The organism is Yoonia sp. SWMV100 (assembly GCF_056108365.1).
Genome location: NZ_JBWBAQ010000002.1, coordinates 171,231 through 188,659, shown reverse-complemented (window position 1 = coordinate 188,659; position 17,429 = coordinate 171,231). Strand labels below are relative to the sequence as shown.

Annotated in this window: 17 protein-coding genes; 8 read left to right on the top strand and 9 right to left on the bottom strand. The window is 57.8% G+C overall.

The annotated features are described in order from the left end of the window. Window positions 1-157 precede the first annotated feature (157 nt). From ACXJGX_RS00950 to ACXJGX_RS00940, 3 genes are all read left to right on the top strand, one after another. On the top strand, window positions 158-1,240 hold the full coding sequence (locus tag ACXJGX_RS00950) for a TRAP transporter substrate-binding protein (RefSeq protein ID WP_474778261.1): 1,083 nt from the start codon (window positions 158-160) through the stop codon (window positions 1,238-1,240). A gap of 98 nt (window positions 1,241-1,338) precedes the next feature. Beyond that, window positions 1,339-2,286 (top strand): TRAP transporter small permease subunit, encoded by a 948-nt coding sequence (locus ACXJGX_RS00945; RefSeq protein WP_474778260.1) that lies wholly within the window; start codon window positions 1,339-1,341, stop codon window positions 2,284-2,286. Between the two features lie 15 nt (window positions 2,287-2,301). Further along, window positions 2,302-4,656, top strand: coding sequence for a TRAP transporter large permease (locus ACXJGX_RS00940; protein WP_474778259.1), 2,355 nt, complete (start codon window positions 2,302-2,304; stop codon window positions 4,654-4,656). 70 nt (window positions 4,657-4,726) lie between these two features. Here the strand turns inward: ACXJGX_RS00940 and ACXJGX_RS00935 are convergent, their stop codons facing one another. The 4 genes from ACXJGX_RS00935 to ACXJGX_RS00920 all read right to left on the bottom strand — a co-directional run bounded on the left by ACXJGX_RS00935 (window position 4,727) and on the right by ACXJGX_RS00920 (window position 7,166). After that, window positions 4,727-5,533: an arginyltransferase gene (locus ACXJGX_RS00935; RefSeq protein WP_474778258.1), complete on the bottom strand. Its 807-nt coding sequence runs from the start codon at window positions 5,531-5,533 to the stop codon at window positions 4,727-4,729. Window positions 5,534-5,653: 120 nt separating this feature from the next. Next, window positions 5,654-6,091 (bottom strand): RDD family protein, encoded by a 438-nt coding sequence (locus tag ACXJGX_RS00930; protein ID WP_474778257.1) that lies wholly within the window; start codon window positions 6,089-6,091, stop codon window positions 5,654-5,656. Window positions 6,092-6,156: 65 nt separating this feature from the next. Next, a complete protein-coding gene (locus tag ACXJGX_RS00925) occupies window positions 6,157-6,579 on the bottom strand; it encodes a DUF2852 domain-containing protein (RefSeq protein ID WP_474778256.1) in 423 nt (140 codons plus the stop codon). A 116-nt stretch (window positions 6,580-6,695) separates the two neighbouring features. Next, on the bottom strand, window positions 6,696-7,166 hold the full coding sequence (locus ACXJGX_RS00920; protein ID WP_474778255.1) for a YbaK/EbsC family protein: 471 nt from the start codon (window positions 7,164-7,166) through the stop codon (window positions 6,696-6,698). A gap of 78 nt (window positions 7,167-7,244) precedes the next feature. On the opposite strand from ACXJGX_RS00920, the gene ACXJGX_RS00915 reads away from it, so the two are divergent. Both ACXJGX_RS00915 and ACXJGX_RS00910 read left to right on the top strand, forming a co-directional pair. Further along, complete coding sequence (locus tag ACXJGX_RS00915) at window positions 7,245-10,010, top strand: [protein-PII] uridylyltransferase family protein (protein WP_474778254.1); 2,766 nt, start codon at window positions 7,245-7,247, stop codon at window positions 10,008-10,010. Continuing rightward, window positions 10,000-10,269 carry a hypothetical protein gene (locus ACXJGX_RS00910; RefSeq protein WP_474778253.1) on the top strand — a complete coding sequence of 90 codons (270 nt, stop codon included), beginning with the start codon at window positions 10,000-10,002 and terminating at the stop codon, window positions 10,267-10,269. The genes ACXJGX_RS00915 and ACXJGX_RS00910 overlap by 11 nt, the downstream gene beginning before the upstream one ends. Here ACXJGX_RS00910 and eda read toward each other — a convergent pair whose 3' ends face one another. Together eda and edd are read right to left on the bottom strand one after the other, a co-directional pair. Beyond that, window positions 10,270-10,914: a bifunctional 4-hydroxy-2-oxoglutarate aldolase/2-dehydro-3-deoxy-phosphogluconate aldolase gene (eda, locus tag ACXJGX_RS00905; RefSeq protein ID WP_474778252.1), complete on the bottom strand. Its 645-nt coding sequence runs from the start codon at window positions 10,912-10,914 to the stop codon at window positions 10,270-10,272. Between the two features lie 78 nt (window positions 10,915-10,992). Beyond that, entirely contained in the window at window positions 10,993-12,798 is a 1,806-nt protein-coding gene (gene edd / locus ACXJGX_RS00900; protein ID WP_474778251.1) for a phosphogluconate dehydratase, read from the bottom strand. 173 nt (window positions 12,799-12,971) lie between these two features. Between edd and ACXJGX_RS00895 the strand changes: the two genes are divergently transcribed. From ACXJGX_RS00895 to ACXJGX_RS00885, 3 genes are read left to right on the top strand one after another with little or no spacing between them, the layout of a single operon-like run. Then, the gene (locus ACXJGX_RS00895) at window positions 12,972-13,523 is read left to right on the top strand and encodes a DUF6778 family protein (protein ID WP_474778250.1); all 552 of its coding nucleotides are present in this window, start codon (window positions 12,972-12,974) and stop codon (window positions 13,521-13,523) included. Window positions 13,524-13,577: 54 nt separating this feature from the next. Continuing rightward, on the top strand, window positions 13,578-14,801 hold the full coding sequence (locus tag ACXJGX_RS00890; protein WP_474778249.1) for an RSP_2647 family RNA methyltransferase: 1,224 nt from the start codon (window positions 13,578-13,580) through the stop codon (window positions 14,799-14,801). Next, window positions 14,798-15,340, top strand: a complete 543-nt coding sequence (locus ACXJGX_RS00885; RefSeq protein ID WP_474778248.1) for an RSP_2648 family PIN domain-containing protein — start codon at window positions 14,798-14,800, stop codon at window positions 15,338-15,340. Before ACXJGX_RS00890 ends, ACXJGX_RS00885 begins: the two co-directional genes overlap by 4 nt. Here the strand turns inward: ACXJGX_RS00885 and ACXJGX_RS00880 are convergent. The 3 genes from ACXJGX_RS00880 to ACXJGX_RS00870 are packed head-to-tail and all read right to left on the bottom strand — an operon-like array spanning window position 15,337 to window position 17,418. Next, entirely contained in the window at window positions 15,337-16,017 is a 681-nt protein-coding gene (locus ACXJGX_RS00880) for a M48 family metallopeptidase (RefSeq protein ID WP_474778247.1), read from the bottom strand. The genes ACXJGX_RS00885 and ACXJGX_RS00880 overlap by 4 nt on opposite strands. Before the next feature lie 39 nt (window positions 16,018-16,056). Continuing rightward, window positions 16,057-17,244 (bottom strand): vWA domain-containing protein, encoded by a 1,188-nt coding sequence (locus ACXJGX_RS00875; protein WP_474778246.1) that lies wholly within the window; start codon window positions 17,242-17,244, stop codon window positions 16,057-16,059. Between the two features lie 3 nt (window positions 17,245-17,247). Continuing rightward, on the bottom strand, window positions 17,248-17,418 hold the full coding sequence (locus ACXJGX_RS00870; RefSeq protein ID WP_474778245.1) for a hypothetical protein: 171 nt from the start codon (window positions 17,416-17,418) through the stop codon (window positions 17,248-17,250). Between the last annotated feature and the right edge of the window lie 11 nt (window positions 17,419-17,429).

The following is a 17,429-nucleotide window of genomic DNA, read 5'->3' as shown; positions in this document are numbered from 1 at the left end:
TTCGTGCGTAGGTTGTCATAATTCGTCACAAAATTACCGCTTCTACGTAAAACTACGTATTTTCCGAAGCCTGCGCAGGCGCTAGGGTGGCCGAACGAAACCGATCTATCCTTGCCCGTGTTGTTGGGCGGGGGGACAATATCTGGGAGGAAATTCTATGGATCGCCGTTCATTTTTAAAAAATTCCGCGCTTGGCGGGACCGCCGCCGCTGCAACAGCTTTGGCTGCACCTGCTTATGCGCAGGGGAACCGGACGCTTACGCTTGTGACCACTTGGGGCCGCGGCCTTGCCGGTGTTCATGACGCTGCACAGCGCGTTGCCGATACCATCACTGCCATGTCCGGCGGTTCGCTGACAATCGACCTGAAGGCTGCTGGCGAACTCGTTGGTGCATTTGAGGTTTTTGACGCTGTGACTTCTGGTCAGGCTGACATGTACCACGGCGCTGACTACTATTTCGTCAACCAGCACCCAAGCTATGCGTATTTCACGTCCGTTCCATTCGGTATGACCGCACAGGAACTGATGAACTGGTACTACCATGGCGAAGGTCAGGGTTTCCATGACGAACTGGGCCAAATCTTTGGTCTGAAGTCGTTCCTTGCGGGTAACACGGGCCCACAGTCGGGTGGTTGGTTCAGCAAAGAGATCACAGGCCCCGAAGACTTCCAAGGTCTGAAGTTCCGTATGCCGGGTCTTGGTGGTGAAGCACTGGGTAAAATGGGCGCGTCCGTCCAGAACCTTCCGGGCGCCGAAGTGTACCAAGCACTGGCATCAGGCGCGATCGACGGCACCGAATGGATCGGTCCATGGGCTGATGAAAAGGCTGGTTTCCAAGAGATCACCAAATTCTACTACACAGCCGGTATGCACGAGCCGGGCGCAGGTCTGTCGTTGGCCACAAACCTTGACGTGTTCGAAAGCCTGAGCCCCGAGCACCAGAAGATCATTGAAATTGCATCGGGTGAAGCACACCAGTGGAACCTTGCGCAGTTCATGAACAACAACGGTGCCGCGCTTCAGCGGTTGCAAGCTGGCGGTGTCAAGGTTCTTGAATTCCCGGATAGCGTTTGGGACGCGATGGGCGTTGCTGCAAAAGAAACGCTGGACCAGTATGCCGGCGATGACATCTACGACCGCGTCCGTGCGAGCTATAACGCGTCGATGTCGTCTTCTTCGGGTTGGATCACAAAGTCCGAAGGCATGTACCGCACACAGCGCGACCGCGTGATGGGCTAAGCCTTTGGGGTGAATGGGGGGGCGGCCAGATCGGCGGCCCCTCGCTTCATTGTACCTGCGGGTCAATGCACGACGACTTCATTTTTGAGGGGGAGACCATGGGACTGGTCGAAGCATGGGGCGGCAACGTCTTTGGTTGGTTTTTCGCCAATCTAATCGAAGCATTTTATAATTTTGGCTATGCGGTCACACATCCGGGACAGTGGCTGTCGTGGGTTCCCTTTATCAACAAAGGCATGGACGATGTCGCCGTCAAAGAAGCGCTGATGCGCTTTATTTACTATGGTGCCTCGGTCGAACTGTTCTTTGTTGTTTTGGTGATTTTCCTGATCGTCAGCGCGATCGGATTTATCAACAACCGCTTTATGTGGGGCTGCGTGCGGTTTCTTGAAGGCATCGGGAATACCGTTGGCCGCTTTTTCGCATGGGCCGGTTTGCTGATGGTGCTGCAACAGATCGTGATTATCTTCATGCAGCGCGTTTTTGCGGTGTCCGAGATCGGGTTTGGCTTTGGCGTGAATTTTGCCAAAGACGTCAGCTGGTGGTCGGAAGAATTGAAGCTTTATAATGCGTTGATCGTGTGCATGTGCGCCAGCTACACGTTTGTCCAAGGCGGCCATGTGCGTGTCGACCTTGTTTATTCCGCCGTCAGTTTCCGCACCAAGCGGATCATCGATATGGTCGGGTCGTTGTTATTCATGGTGCCCGCCGCCATTCTGACATGGCTTTACGGGTGGTTCTTTTTGTGGCGCAACCTTGTGGTGCCAAATCCGTCCGCGTCCGATGCGCTAGAGCGGTTGATCGGCAAGGCGCGCGCGCTGCGCTGGAATATCGAGACAATCGGATTTTCGCCAAACGGGTTCAACGCATACTTTTTGTTTAAAATCCTGCTGGTGGCGTTCACGATCATGGTCATGATCCAAGCGGTCGCATTTTTCTACCGGTCCTATCTGGAACTGAAAGAGGGCGAAGCGAGCGAAGACAAGTATCTGGATCGCGATGTCCTTGGCGACGCAACCGCCGAACTTGTTGCTGAAATTCACTAGGTTAGGACGCGAGATATGCTTTTAGGTTTAGATGGCGTTGAAATCGGCATTGCAATCGTCTTTTTGACGTTGTTCGCCGGGATTTTGTCCGGCTTCCCGGTCGCTTTCGCGATCAGTGGATCGGCGGTTATTTCGTTTGGTATTATTGCCGCTTTGGACAGCTCTGGTTTGCTGGTTCACGCGGGCATTGATACGGCATCCGCTGAATACGCGGGGCTGATCGCAGAAGGTGTACGGCCCGACGCGATCTCGGTGTTCCGCTACCCCGAATTGCCACGCTTTGAAGAAATGTTGTTCCCCAGCGGCTGGGAACAGGCGCTGGATCGCAACGTCGGTTTTCTTGTCAACCGGATGAACGAACGGGTGCTTGCGGGTCAGTCGATTGAAACACTGCTGGCAGTCGTCATGTTCGTGATGATGGGGATCGTTCTGGAACGGTCCCGCATTGCGGACGAATTGCTGACCACGATGGCCAAAGTGTTTGGCCCGCTTCCGGGTGGTTTGGCGGTGTCAATTGTGATCGTGGGCGCATTTTTAGCGGCATCCACCGGGATTGTCGGGGCCACGGTTGTGACCATGGGCCTGCTGGCCCTGCCGACCATGTTGAAAAACGGGTATTCCCCCGAGCTTTCGACCGGGGTGATCGCGGCGTCGGGTACGCTGGGGCAAATCATTCCGCCATCGATTGTGATCGTGCTTTTGGGCACGCTTGCGGGTGATTTGTATTCCGCAGCGCAAGAACAGCGTGCGCAGCTTGTTGGCTGTTCTGATGCGTTGACGTATTTGGGCGAACCTGCCGTCGTGTCTGTCGGCACCTTGTTTCAGGCAGCGATGCTGCCGGGGATCATGCTGGCGGTGCTATATGGTGGTTACGCGTTTATCTACGCGCTGTTTAACCCGTCCAAGGCACCCGCGGTGCAGTTTGGATCCACAGGCGGCGGTAATGTCATTACCCGCAACGAGGCCTTTACATGGTTCCTTGCGGTGCCTGTCGGCATCATTGGTCTGACCATCGGGCTGGGGCAGACGGGGTTGCTAGGCAATCAGAATATCATCGTTGATAGCTACACCGATGCGGGTCAAACATCGTCTTTGCGTACAAACGTCAGCGCGGATTGTGCTGACGCCATGTTGGAGCTGCACGGCGCAGAGGCGTGGCAACAGGCGCTGAACGAACAGGCTGCGATTGATGCCGCCGGTGGTGTAACCGAGGCGCGTGCGCTTTCTGATGAAGAACGTGCAACGCTGATGGCTGAACGCGTGGGCAACGCGGCCCCCATCGGCAAAGGTATCGGGATCACAGCGATGTTCATCGCGTTGATGCTGGCCCTTGCGCGCGGTGTCGCACCCGCTGCGGATGGACGTCCGCTGCTGATTGGCGCGGCGGGCGTTGGTCTGCTGGTGTTGGTGGATATCTTGTTCATCTCGCCGCTGACGTCGCCGGGTCTGACCACGGTGCTGATCGCGCTGCCGCTTTTCGTCGCCTATCTGGGGATGAAGGTCGCTGCAAAGTATCTGGCCGGGAACGAGATTTTGCGCGTGGTGTTCCCGCCGCTTGTCTTGATCATTGCAGTGCTTGGGTCGATCCTTGGCGGGATCACGAACCCGACGCCTGCGGCGGCACTGGGGGCGGGCGGCGCGCTGTTGCTGGCTGCTTACCGCAAGCGCCAAGACCAAGGTCTGTCTGGTAATATCGTGCTATGGACCACCGCCGCGATTGCCGCGATGCTGCTGATCGGCGTCAACTTTGACATGCGTATGGGCCAAGAGGTTGTGCTGCTACAAAACCGCATCGCTTATTTGGTCGCCTTTGGCTGCTTCCTTTATACGATGTTCGGTTTTTTCTGGGCGTGTTGGGTGTTGTTCGCCGGTGGCGTGCTGCGACCTGTCGTGCGTGAAACGGCCAAAGTCACGTCAATGGTGTTTACGATTCTGATCGGGTCACAGTTGTTGAACCTTGTTCTGATCTCTTTCGGGGGTGAACATTATATCCAGGACTTCCTGCGGTCGTTTGACAACGAATGGCAGGTGTTCTTGCTGGTGATGTTCGTGCTGTTCATCTTGGGCTTTGTTCTTGATTTCCTCGAGATTATTTACATCGTGATCCCGATCGTCGGCCCGGTCATCTATGGCGGCACCTTTGATCCGAAATGGGTGACGATCATGATCGCGGTGAACTTGCAAACATCGTTCCTGACGCCGCCATTCGGGTTTGCTTTGTTCTATCTACGCGGGGTGGCCCCGAAGTCGATCACAACAGGGCAGATATATCGTGGTGTGATGCCGTTCATCGCGATCCAGCTTGGCGCGCTGCTGTTGCTGGCGTTGGTGCCAAGCGTGGTAACGATTGTGCCGAACCTGCTGAAATAGGCGGGTGGCGCAGGTACAAAAAGGCGCGCGCAGGTGACTGCGCGCGCCTTTTGCGTTTCAGGTGACCGGATTAGTAGCGACCATCAGGCAGTTTGATCTGCGCGACCTGTTCGGCGATGGGGTTGCTGGACAGCGGGTCGATATCCGAACTGTAATGTGCCGGATCACCCAAAGGCGCCCATGCGCTGTCTTTGTAGATTTCCAGCCCTTTGAATTTGGCTTTGTAATCCATTTTCTGGCTGCCCGGCACCCAATAACCCAAGTAAATATAGGGCAGGTTCAATTCTTGGGCGATGCGGATATGATCCAAGATGATGTAGGTGCCAAGCGACAGGCGTTCGAGGTCAGGATCAAAAAACGAATAAACCATCGACAGCCCATCATCCAGAATATCGGTCAGGCACACGGCCTTCAGGCGTTGGGTATCGGTGTATTCGATCAGGCGCGACCGGATCGGCGTTTCTTCGACCATGGCCGCGAATTCGAACATGTCCATGTCCGCCATGCCGCCCGTCGCATGACGACTGTCAAGATAGCTGCGGAACAATTCATATTGGTCTTCAGTCGCCCAAGGCGATGTCGCGCGGCGGTCCAGATAAGACGCCCGTTTGGCGACACGTCGCTGGCTGCGGGTGGGTTCAAACTGTGAAATATTGATGCGTGCGGACATACAGGCAGAACATTCAGCGCAGGACGGACGGTAGAGCACGTTTTGCGACCGCCTGAACCCTTGCTTTGACAAAGAGTCATTCAGCTTTGTCGCGCTGTCGCCTTGCAAGGCAGTGAACAGTTTACGTTCCATCCGGCCCGCCAGATACGGGCAGGGTTGCGGTGCAGTGACATAAAACTGCGGAGCAATAGGAAGCGAGTGGCGCATGGGAACATCCGTACTGTGACACCAAACCTTAGCAACGCATTTTGGGTGCGCCAAGCCCTCCGTTTCCCTTTTGGAAACAGGAGGGCATATTATTTGTGTGCAATTCTGGATTGTGTCGGGTCAAAGCGAGCGATTGACCGCAAATGTGCCGAGGAACTGGTCGGTCAGGCCTTTGCCATTCGCAGTAACCAGCATCATGATCACAGATATCGCCTGCAAAGGTGCCACACATACGCTGATTGTATATCCGGCCGTATGGGCAAGTGCCGTCCCGGACGACAGTGGCGCGCCGTTGATGTCGCGCAATGTGACGCCCACCATGCGCATACCCCAGGTTGCAGAACCACCCGCAATGGTGAACCAGCGGTAAAAGAAGCCGACCACCAGCATCATCGCCGGAAAGAAGAAAATGCCCGTAAACGCGGTGAACGGCAGCAGGAGCGCGCACAAGATCCCGATCAAGACCACGTCAAAGATCCACGCGATGCCGCGTTTTAGCGCCACGCCAGCAAAGGCGTCCGGGTGAAGGGTTTGCGATGTGGCATAGCGGGGTGTCATGTTGGTCCTCGGTTCGAATATGATGTGGGGCCGCCCCGGTCGCACCGGGGCTAACCAAATGCATCTTAGGCGGCAGTGTCGTTTTCGGTGTCCACTGCGCTGGCGCGTTCGTTCATGAACTGGTCAAATTCGGCCTTGTCTTTGGCGTCGCGCAGACGCTTCAGGAACGCTTGGAAGTTGTCCTGTTCTTCTTCGAGGCGGCGCAGGGTTTCGGCTTTATAGGCGTCAAAGGCGCTGTTGCCGCTGGACTGACGCATATGCCCCATATGGCGGTAGGATTTGTGACTGCAAGATGATTTAAACATACGTTTGCTCCAGATCATATAGGCAAGAATGGCGAGGCCGACCGGCCAGACAAAGATGAAGCCCAGAATCATAGCCGCGATCCAGGCGCCTTTGCCACGCGCATCAAGCCATGCCTCGGCACGGGCGAAAAACCCAAGGTGATGGGGGTAGGCCATCGGGGATTGGGTGGTTGCGGTGTTCATTGTGGGCTCCTTTGAGTATCCGTTGGGTTATGTGAATGTCTTTCACATTACGAGATATCGGAACCACGGCGGCGTCGTTCAAGGGTTTATGTAAAGGTAATTTACATTAAATAAAATTATGATGTAAAATCAGTCAGTTGTGCGCCAGAAATTTCAATCAGCTGTGCGGGGCTGATCGGAAAGATATGGCGCGGTGTGCCCGCAGCGGCCCAAATTTTGGTGAATTCCGTTAAGCGCGGATCGATAAAGGCCCGGATTGGCGTCAGATGCCCCACAGGTGCCACACCCCCAATGGCAAACCCTGTTTGTGCGCGGATCAGTGCGGCGTCCGCTTTGCCCAACGGTTCGCCTGCAGCTGCGGTGGCCTTGATCGCGTCAACCTGATTGCCGCCTGCCGTGATAAACAAAATTTCCTGACCTGAGGTTGCCCCTGCGAAAATCACCGACTTGGCGATTTGGTCAAGATGACAGCCCGCAGCATCCGCTGCCTGCTGCGCCGTGCGGGTTTCGGCCGCCATCATCAGCGGGGTGATGTCCAAACCAGCGTCGTGCAGTGCACGTGTGACCCGTCCGAGGCTTTTGCTCATGATCTTCATGTCCTTTTTGGGCCTGCCTGCACGCAGAGTAGCAATTGACCCGGCGGCGGCACAAGTTAACTGTGGCGCATGTCTTTTATCAAACGCCTTGCCCGTTGCCCACGCCCCTACGATCTTGATCGTGGGGCGGATGTGCTGACTTATGTCCCTGATCTGCCCGCAGAACTCAGGCCGCTTTTTGCGGGAACGGCGGGATGCAGCCCGTATCTGGCCGGGCTGATCCAGTCAGAGGCCGATTGGATCGTGCCCGCCTGTGACACCCCAGAGACGGCTGTTGGCGACATCCTGACAGCGCTACCCGATGTGCCGCTTGATGCGCTGCCCGCGCATTTGCGCCAGTGCAAACGCCGGATTGCACTGATTACGGCGCTTGCGGATTTGGGCGGCGTCTGGCCGCTGGAAACCGTCACCCAAGTACTGACCGATTTTGCAGATGCGGCAGTGCAGGCCGCAATGGTGCAGTTGATCGCAGCCGAGGTAACCCGTGGTAAACTGCCGGGCGGCGAAGATCCGGCGCAGGCGGGCGGCATGGTTGCGCTTGCGATGGGCAAGATGGGCGCGGGCGAGCTGAACTATTCTTCCGATATCGACCTGATCTGTCTGTTTGATGAAACGCGGTTCGACCCCGATGATTATCACGAGGTCCGCGCCAGTTTCATTCGCGCGACCCGCCGTATGGCGGCGATGTTGTCGGATGTGCGCGAAGGTGGCTATGTGTTTCGCACCGATCTACGCCTGCGTCCGGATGCGTCGGTCACGCCTGTCTGCCTGTCAATGGAGGCCGCCGAACGGTATTACGAAAGTGTCGGGCGCACCTGGGAGCGTGCCGCCTATATCAAGGCCCGCGCCTGTGCTGGTGATCTGGTGGCGGGGGGGCGGTTTTTGGACACGTTGCGCCCGTTCGTGTGGCGCAAGCATCTGGACTTCGCGGCGATCCAAGACGCCCATGATATGCGGCTGAAGATTCGCGACCACAAAGGGCTGCACGGCAAGCTGGTGCTTGAGGGCCACAATATGAAACTGGGACGCGGCGGCATCCGCGAGATCGAATTTTTCACCCAAACCCGGCAATTGATTGCAGGTGGGCGCGATGTGTCGTTGCGCGTACGTGGCACGCACGACGGGTTGACCCGGCTGGCAGACGCAAATTGGCTACCGCAAAAAGATGCTGCAACCCTTTATGATCATTATAAATATCACCGACAAGTCGAGCATCGCTTGCAGATGGTCAACGACGCGCAGACCCATCATTTGCCACCCGATGCCGCCGGATTTGACCGGCTTGCCGCGTTTATGGGGACCGAGGTTGCGGCGCTGCGGACTGATCTGACGCAACGGCTGGAAGAGGTGCATACCCTGACCGAAGGCTTTTTTGCCCCCGATGCCGCCCCTGCGCAGACAACGGATTGGGGTGCCGATGTCGTGGCACGCTGGCACAGCTATCCCGCGTTGCGGTCTGAACGGGCGGTCGAGATATTCAAACGCTTGCAGCCCGAAATCATGGCCCGCTTGCAAGAGGCCGCGAAACCCGACGAGGCCCTGGCGCAGTTTGACGGATTTTTGGCAGGGTTGCCTGCGGGCGTGCAGTTGTTTTCGCTGTTCGAGGCGAACCCGCAACTGACCCAGTTGATCGTGGACATCGCTGCAACGGCGCCGGCATTGGCGCAGTATCTGTCGCGCAATGCGGGCGTGTTTGATGCGGTGATCGGTGGTGCGTTCTTTGCGACGTGGCCAGGCCAGGCGGGGTTGCAGGATGCGTTGACCGCTGTTCTGGCACAGGCTCCCGATTACGAGGCGCAGTTGATTGCCGCCCGCCGCTGGGCCAAGGAATGGCATTTCCGCATTGGCGTGCATCTGCTGCGCGGACTTATCAACGCCGAGGATTCCGGCACACAATATGCCGACCTTGCGGGCGCGGTTGTCGCCGGGCTTTGGCCCGTGATTGTCGCCGTCTTCGCCAGAAAGCATGGCGATTTACCCGGCCGCTGCATGGTGTTGGGCATGGGGTCGCTGGGATCAGGGCGGTTGAACGCGGGATCGGATCTGGATTTGATCATGATCTATGATGCCGGGGACATCGAGATGTCGGATGGCCGCCGCCCGCTTGCGACCCGGCAGTATTACGCACGGTTGACGCAGGCGCTGGTGACGGCGTTGTCGGTGTCGATGGCTGAAGGGCGGCTTTACGAGGTGGATATGCGATTGCGGCCATCGGGGCGGCAAGGGCCGGTTGCGACGGCGTTCACCGCATTTAAAACCTATCAATTGACCGAGGCATGGACATGGGAGCATCTGGCGTTGACCCGTGCCCGCGCCATCGCAGGCGACGCCGGGCTGGCTGCTGAGATGGAATTGTTTCGCGGGGCGGTTTTGGCGGCCAAGGGCAAAGGCGACACCGTGTTGCATGATGTTGCGGATATGCGCCGGCGGATTGCGGCAGCAAAGCCGCCGCAGGGTGATTGGGACGCGAAAATCGGGGCAGGGCGTTTGCAAGATGTTGAACTGTTTGCCCAGACCGCCTGTTTGCGGGCGGGGTCGCCTGCGCGCGATGTTGCCGCGCAATTGGATGCCGGTGTCGCGGATGGCTGGGTGAATGCCGCTGACGCGCAGGCAGTGTGCGACGCCGCAAGGCTTATGTGGAAACTGCAGGCCGTGGCGCGGTTGCTGACGGGGGGGGCATTGTCCCCCGATGATTTGGGCGAAGGAGCGAAGCGGTTGGTTTTGCGCGAAACAGGCTGTCAGGACTTGGCGCAACTGTCGGATCAACTGACCGCGCGGGCAGCCGCCGCCGATGCGGTGATCAGCCGTTTGTTGGGGGCGCAGGATGAAACCTGATCCGATCGACCCGACCGGACTGATCCGGGAATCGTTTCGCATCGACGGGATTACCGTCCCTGAATGTCGCACGATATTCTTTGAGTGGGCCGTGGGTATCGACGTGTCCCTGGACACAAAAGCCGCAATTTCGGCGCTGTTGACACGTTATGCCGATGCGCCCGCGGACCATCCGATGACCCAGACATTGCGGCAGGCGCTGGCCGATGCGCAACCCGCCCGCCGCAAAGGCGGCAGACGGGCGCGGATGTCTGAATGATCAGTTCGCGTTAAGTTTGGCGGCCTCTGCCGCCAAGGCTGTGATGCCTGCCCAGTCACCCGCAAGGACCATTTCCTTGGGTGCCACCCATGACCCGCCAACACAAAGAGTGTTGCTTAGGCTTAGGTAATCCTTGGCGTTTTTCAGACTGATGCCGCCAGTGGGGCAGAATTTGATCTGTGGCAGTGGTGCGCCGATCGCCTTGAGCGCGGGCGCGCCGCCGTTGGCTTCGGCGGGAAAGAATTTTTGCACGCTATAGCCGCGCTCCAGCAGGCGCATGGCCTCTGTTGCGGTGCAGATGCCCGGCAGAAGCGGCAGGTCGTTTGCTTCGCAGGCGTCAAGCAGCCGGTCGGTTGCACCCGGCGATACACCAAAGGTTGCTCCGGCGGCTTTGGCGTCTTCGACGTCTTTTGCGGTCAGCAACGTGCCTGCGCCGACAACGCCGCCGGGCACTGCTGCCATTTCGCGGATCGCGTCCAATGCGGCAGGGGTGCGCAGCGTGACCTCAAGTGCAGGCAGGCCGCCTGCGATCAGCGCGCGCGCCAGATCTGCCGCCGTGCTGGCGTCGTCGATCACCAAAACAGGCACAACAGGAGCCAAAAGGCAGACTTTGGCGGCGGCAGCAGAGGCTTCTTGTGGGGTCATGATCAAGCTTTCATCGGTTGTGGAATGCAGCGCGGGCAGGCGCACTGCGCTAAAGTGGTTATGGGAAATGCCGTGCGGTTAGACAACCACGGCCGCACCTTCTGACGACAGGCCGACATTGCGCCGGAATACCTCAAACAGTTCGCGTCCGACGCCGTTGCCGTTGCCTGTCAGATCCGCGATGGCGGGGCTGCGCGTGCTTAGGTCAACGCCAAGCACGTCGATGGTGCCTTTGGTCGCGTCAAGGCGGATGATATCCCCGTCTTTGATCAGGCTGATCGGGCCGTTGTCGGCGGCTTCGGGGGACAGGTGGATGGCTGAAGGGACTTTGCCCGATGCACCTGACATCCGGCCATCGGTGACCAATGCCACGCGCAGGCCCCGGTCTTGCAGGACCGCCATGGTCGGCGTCAGCCCGTGCAGTTCCGGCATACCGTTGGATTTTGGTCCCTGAAACCGCACGACAATTACGGTGTCACTGGTCAGTTCACCGGCTTTGAAGGCATCTTTGACGGCCTCTTGCGTGTGGAACACGCGGGCGGGGGCCTCGATGATGTGGCGTTCTTTGGCGACAGCGGATGATTTGATCACCCCACGTCCAAGGTTGCCCTTAAGTTGCTTTAGCCCGCCTTCGGGCTGGAAAGGGTCGCTGGCGGGGCGCAGGATTTTTTCGTTCAGTGATTTACCCGCACCCGGTGCATATGTGATCCGCCCGTCGGTCAGTTTCGGTTCTTGGGTATACAGGTGCAGCCCGTCACCCGCGACGGTTTTTACGTCATCATGCAGCAGGCCCGCATTCAGCAGTTCGCCGATCATAAACCCGAGGCCGCCAGCGGCATGAAAGTGGTTCACATCGGCCAGACCGTTTGGATAGACCTTTGCCATCAGCGGGGTCACATCAGACAAATCGCTAAAGTCTTGCAGGTCTAGAATGATCCCCGCCGCACGCGCCATTGCCGGCAGATGCAGGACAAGGTTGGTTGACCCGCCGGTTGCCATCAGGCCCACAAGCCCGTTCACGAACGCTTTTTCGTCCAGAATATCGCAGACAGGGGTGTATTGGTTGCCCAATGCAGTGATTTCCAGCGCACGTTCGGTGCCGGCTGTGGTCAGCGCATCGCGCAGCGGTGTATTCGGGTTCACAAAGGACGCGCCGGGCAGGTGCAATCCCATGAATTCCATCAGCATCTGGTTGCTATTCGCCGTGCCATAGAAGGTACAGGTGCCCGGCCCGTGATAAGACGCCATTTCTGCGGCCATCAGTTCTTCGCGGCCAACTTCGCCAATGGCGAATTGCTGACGCACCTTGGCTTTTTCATCGTTGGGCAGCCCTGACGTCATCGGACCCGCAGGCAAAAAGATGCTGGGAATATAGCCGAACGTCGCGGCGGCCATCACAAGACCGGGCACGATTTTGTCGCAGACGCCCAGATAGATGGCAGCGTCAAAAACGTTGTGCGACAGGCCAACCCCGGCGGCCAACGCGATCACGTCGCGCGAAAACAGCGAAAGCTCCATGCCGGTTTGGCCTTGCGTTACGCCGTCACACATCGCGGGAACACCGCCCGCGACCTGGGCGGTGCCGCCCGCCGCCCGCGCCGCTGTGCGGATCAGGTTGGGATAGTATTCAAACGGCTGGTGGGCCGAAAGCATGTCGTTATACGCGGTGATAATGCCGATATTCGGGGCTTTTTCTGCGACAAGCGCGGCTTTGTCTTCGCCCATCGCGGCATAAGCGTGGGCTTGGTTTCCACATGCCATATGGGCGCGACGCGGCCCTTCGGTGGCGGCGCGCGCCATGTTTTCGAGATAGGCCTGCCGGGTATCTTGGGAGCGTGCACGAATGCGGTCAGTGACTGCTGCGATCGTTGGGTGAAGTGGCATAGGCTTCCTCATAACATTGGTTTGGTGAAATGCTATCATACAGTGTTAGCGCTAACAAGTAGGAGTGACCTATTAGGGTGGCTTTAAGTTAGGGAATGTTATTTGTAAGTTATCAACAATTATGAAGTGTGTTAACCCCGCGCAATGCAGCGTCTATGAGGTCAAGGAAACCTATGTTGAAAAAGCTTTTGAGTATCGCCCTGTTGCTGGGGGCAATGGCGGCATGTGGCATGGTCGGTGGTGGCTCCGATCCGCGCCCGGTGATAGCGCGGTCTTACACCCTGACCGGATTGAATTTTGCGGCGACCGAAGGGTTGGTGGTCTCCGAAGCGAACCGGTATTATCCGCAGGCCGACATCGTGTGGCGCGGCGATGCGCCCGGTGACCGTGTTGCCCAGATTGGCGCGATGTTTCAGGCCGCCGCCACCCGTAATCGCGGGGTGTTGACGGGAAACACGCCGGTGGTTGTTGATATTCAGCTGATCCGGTTTCATGGCGTCACCGAACGCACCCGCGGATCGATAGGCGGTGTTTACAACATCATCTTTATGATGACAGTGCGTGATGCCCGCACTGGCGCAGTGATTGAACCGCCGCGCCGCATTGTGGCCGACCTGCCTGCACCCGGCGGAAGTGCCGCGCGTGACCTAGAGGCGCGTGGCCGCACCGAAAAAGTCGAGGTCACAGATTTCTTGACCGCGACACTCCGTAACGAACTTAGCTAGGGACGCATTTCTGCGTCTTCCCAAGACGGGGCAAATAGGGGTAGGAGGTCAGGTATGAACACATCTGACACCTCCCCCGAATTTGACGCATCTGAGATGCCTGTTGTCCGCTTGATCCCAAAGGCCGAGGCGCGTGCCATTCGGCATGGGTTTCCATGGGTTTACGCCAATGAATTGGTCACAGACCGGCGCACACGCAAACTGACGCCCGGTACCATTGCCCAGCTCGAAGACGCGAACCGCACACCGATGGGTGTTGTGGCGGTGACGCCTGATTCGAAGATTATTTGCCGCATGTTGGACCAGGATCCAAACGCGGTCATCGACCATGACTGGTTTGTGGCCCGTTTGACCCGTGCATTGGCACACCGTGCACGTCTATATGACGCACCGTTTTATCGGCTGGTCCACGCGGAATCAGATGGTTTGCCCGGCGTCGTGATTGACCGTTTTGGTGATGTTGCGGTTGTGCAGCCAAATGCGGCGTGGGCGGACGTGCGGATCACAACCTTGGTTGCTGCCCTGCAAGAGGTGACAGGTGTGACCACTGTCATCATGAACGGGACAGGCCGCGCACGCACGTTGGAAGGTCTGGAAGAAAAGACCGAAGTATTGTTGGGCACCGCCCCAACGGCCCCGATTGCGGTGCCAATGAATGGCGCGACGTATATGGCGGATGTCATGGGCGGCCAGAAAACGGGCCTGTTCTATGACCAGCGCCCGAACCATGCTTTTGCGGCAAGCCTGTCAAAGGGCGCGCGCGTGCTCGATGTTTTCGCCCATGTTGGCGGTTTCGGTTTGGCTGCGCTGGCAAATGGCGCGGCATCTGCGCTTGCGGTGGACGGATCAGCCCCTGCGCTGGAGCTGGCCGAACAGGGCGCGGCTGCCATGGGCGCGTCGGATCGGTTCACAACCCGCAAAGGCGATGCCTTTGCCGTGCTGACCGCGTTGGCCGAAGAAAATGCCGAATTCGACATTGTTGTCTGTGACCCGCCTGCATTTGCGCCATCGCGCGAATCCGTCGAGGCCGGTTTGCGGGCCTATGAACGCGTGGCGCGACTGGCGGCCCCGTTGGTGGCGGATGGTGGATATCTGGTCGTCTGTTCATGTTCACATGCCGCTGACCTGACGAAATTCCGCAACGCATCGTCGCGCGGCATTGGCCGGGCCGGACGCCGTGGGCAGATTATCTACACAGGCTTTGCCGGACCGGACCACCCGATGATGCCGCATTTGGCCGAAAGCGGTTACCTGAAGGTTGTTGTTTATCGCCTATGAGGGTGATGATCGACGCCTGCGTTCTGTATCCGACAGTCATGCGCGAAGTTGTGCTGGGCTGTGCCCAAGCGGGGTTGTTTGAACCCCGCTGGAGCCCACGTATTCTAGAAGAATGGGCGCGTGCGACCATCAAGCTGGGACCAGAACAAGAGGTATGGGCGCGGGGCGAAATCGCAGCGCTTGGCGTGCAGTTCCCGATGGCCTGTGTGACCTATGATCGCGCGATCGAAGCGCGGTTCTGGTTGCCTGACCCGGCCGATATCCATGTTTTGGCGGCGGCTGTCGCCGGATCATGTGATGCTATTTTAACGATGAATACCAAAGATTTTCCCGGTAATCTTCTTGCAGACGAAGGGCTGGACCGCATTGATCCAGACGGGTTTGTCCGCGATCTGTTCAACCGTGCGCCTGATCTGGTGCGCGGGATTGCCCACGGCGTTCTGGCCGAAGCAAACAGGCTGTCAGATCGCCCTTGGGAGATGCGTGCGCTGATGAAAAAGGCGCGTTTGCCGCGATTTGGCAAGGCGTTGGTGGCTTAACGCCACTTCGCCTCGTTGGCCTCGATCGCGGCGATGCGTTGCGCGGTTTTGGGGTGGCTTAGCAACCATGCAGGTGTGCTGGCCCCGTGTGCGCCGGTCAGATGTTCAAGCTTTGCAAAAAGTGTCTTTTGTGGCGTTGTGCCGATGCCCGATTTTGTCAGCAGTGCTGACGCATAGGCGTCCGCTTCGAATTCATCCTTGCGGGAAATGCCGGCTGCGACCAGCCGCATCGCCATCGTGGCGATCCACGGACCGACCCCCGGAATAAACCGCCCCAGTACCATCGCGAGCGCCGTGCGCATGGCGTTCTGGCCAGAAAAGTCGATCATCCGGCGTTTGGCGTGCCCCAAGGCGACATGCCCCAATTCATGCGCGAGCACCGATGCCATTTCCGCGGCGCTGACCTTGCCTTCGCGGTATTTGTTATAAAACCCGCGGGTGATAAAGATGCGCCCGTCAGCAACGGCCAAGCCGTTTACGGGTTCAATTTCATAGATATGCACCCGAATCCGATCAATTTCGAGCGCTTTCGCCATTTTGCGGGTCATGGCGATCAGTCCCGGATCAACCAATTCCGTCGATTGCGCATCCAGCGCACGCGCGGTCCGCCAGACCGAAAACCGGTACAGTATTAGCCCATAAATGACGGCCAGCAGGATCGGGGTAAAGCGGATCATGGATGTGATATTGGGGCGCGGGTGGTGAAAGGCAATGGCTTAACGCGTCAACAGCTTCATGCCGCTCTCGATCCCTGACAGGGTCATCGGCACCATGCGGTCCATGCCAAAAATATCGCGGATCATTTGCACGGACTGTGTGTAGGCCCAATAGCGTTCATCAAGCGGGTTGATCCACAGATGGCCGGGCCATTGGTCGCGCGCACGCATCAGCCATGTTTCCCCGGTCTCGGCGTTCCAATGTTCATTTGCACCGCCTTTATAAGCGATTTCGTAAGGCGACATGCTGGCGTCACCGACGAAAATGCATTTGTAGTCAGATCCATAGGTGCGCAGCACATCCCATGTGGGTGTTTGCTGGTCCCAGCGGCGTGCGTTGTCTTTCCAAACCCCTTCGTACAGACAGTTGTGAAAGTAGAAATGTTCAAAGTGTTTGAATTCGGACTTTGCGGCGCTGAATAATTCTTCGACGATTTTGATATGGGGGTCCATCGACCCGCCGATATCAAGAAACAGCAAAACCTTGACCGCGTTGCGCCGTTCCGGTCGCGTTTGCACATCAAGGTAACCATGTTCGGCCGTGGCACGGATCGTCCCGTTCAGATCAAGTTCATCGTGCGCCCCATCACGTGCCCAACGGCGCAGCCGTTTCAGCGCGACCTTGATGTTGCGGGTGCCAAGTTCAACGCTGTCGTCCAGATTGCGAAATTCGCGTTTATCCCAGACCTTGACGGCACGCTGGTGGCGGCTTTTGTCTTGGCCGATCCGCACGCCTTCGGGGTTGTAGCCATAGGCCCCAAAGGGCGAGGTGCCAGCTGTGCCTACCCATTTACTGCCGCCTTGATGCCGTTCTTTTTGTTCCGCGAGCCGTTTTTTAAGGGTCTCTATCAGGGCATCAAAACCGCCAAGGGCGTCTACGGCCGCTTTTTCTTCGGCGGACAGATGTTTTTCGGCCAGTTTTTCAAGCCAGTCAGCGGGGATATCGACAGCCTCTAACACCGCCTCGGGGGGGATGGCGTCAAGACCTTCAAAGGTTGCGGCAAAAGCGCGGTCGAATTTATCAAGGTTGCGTTCGTCTTTGACCATGATGGTACGGGCAAGAAAATAGAACGCCTCGATGTCGTAGGTGGCCAACCCTGCCTGCATGCCTTCAAGAAAGGCAAGAAATTCGCGCAAGGTGACGGGGACACCATGCCTGCGCAAATGGTCAAAGAAGGGCAGGAACATGGTCTAAAGATAGCTGCGTTCAAGAAAGATCAGGGTGAACAGACCGATCAGACCCCCGATGATCGCAAAAACAAGCGCCCACTGGATGATATCTTTGCCCGTGCCTTCACGCATTTTCGCCCGCACTGCGCCCAAAATAGCGCCTAAAACAAGTCCCATTAGCGGATAAATCATCGGTCCAACCT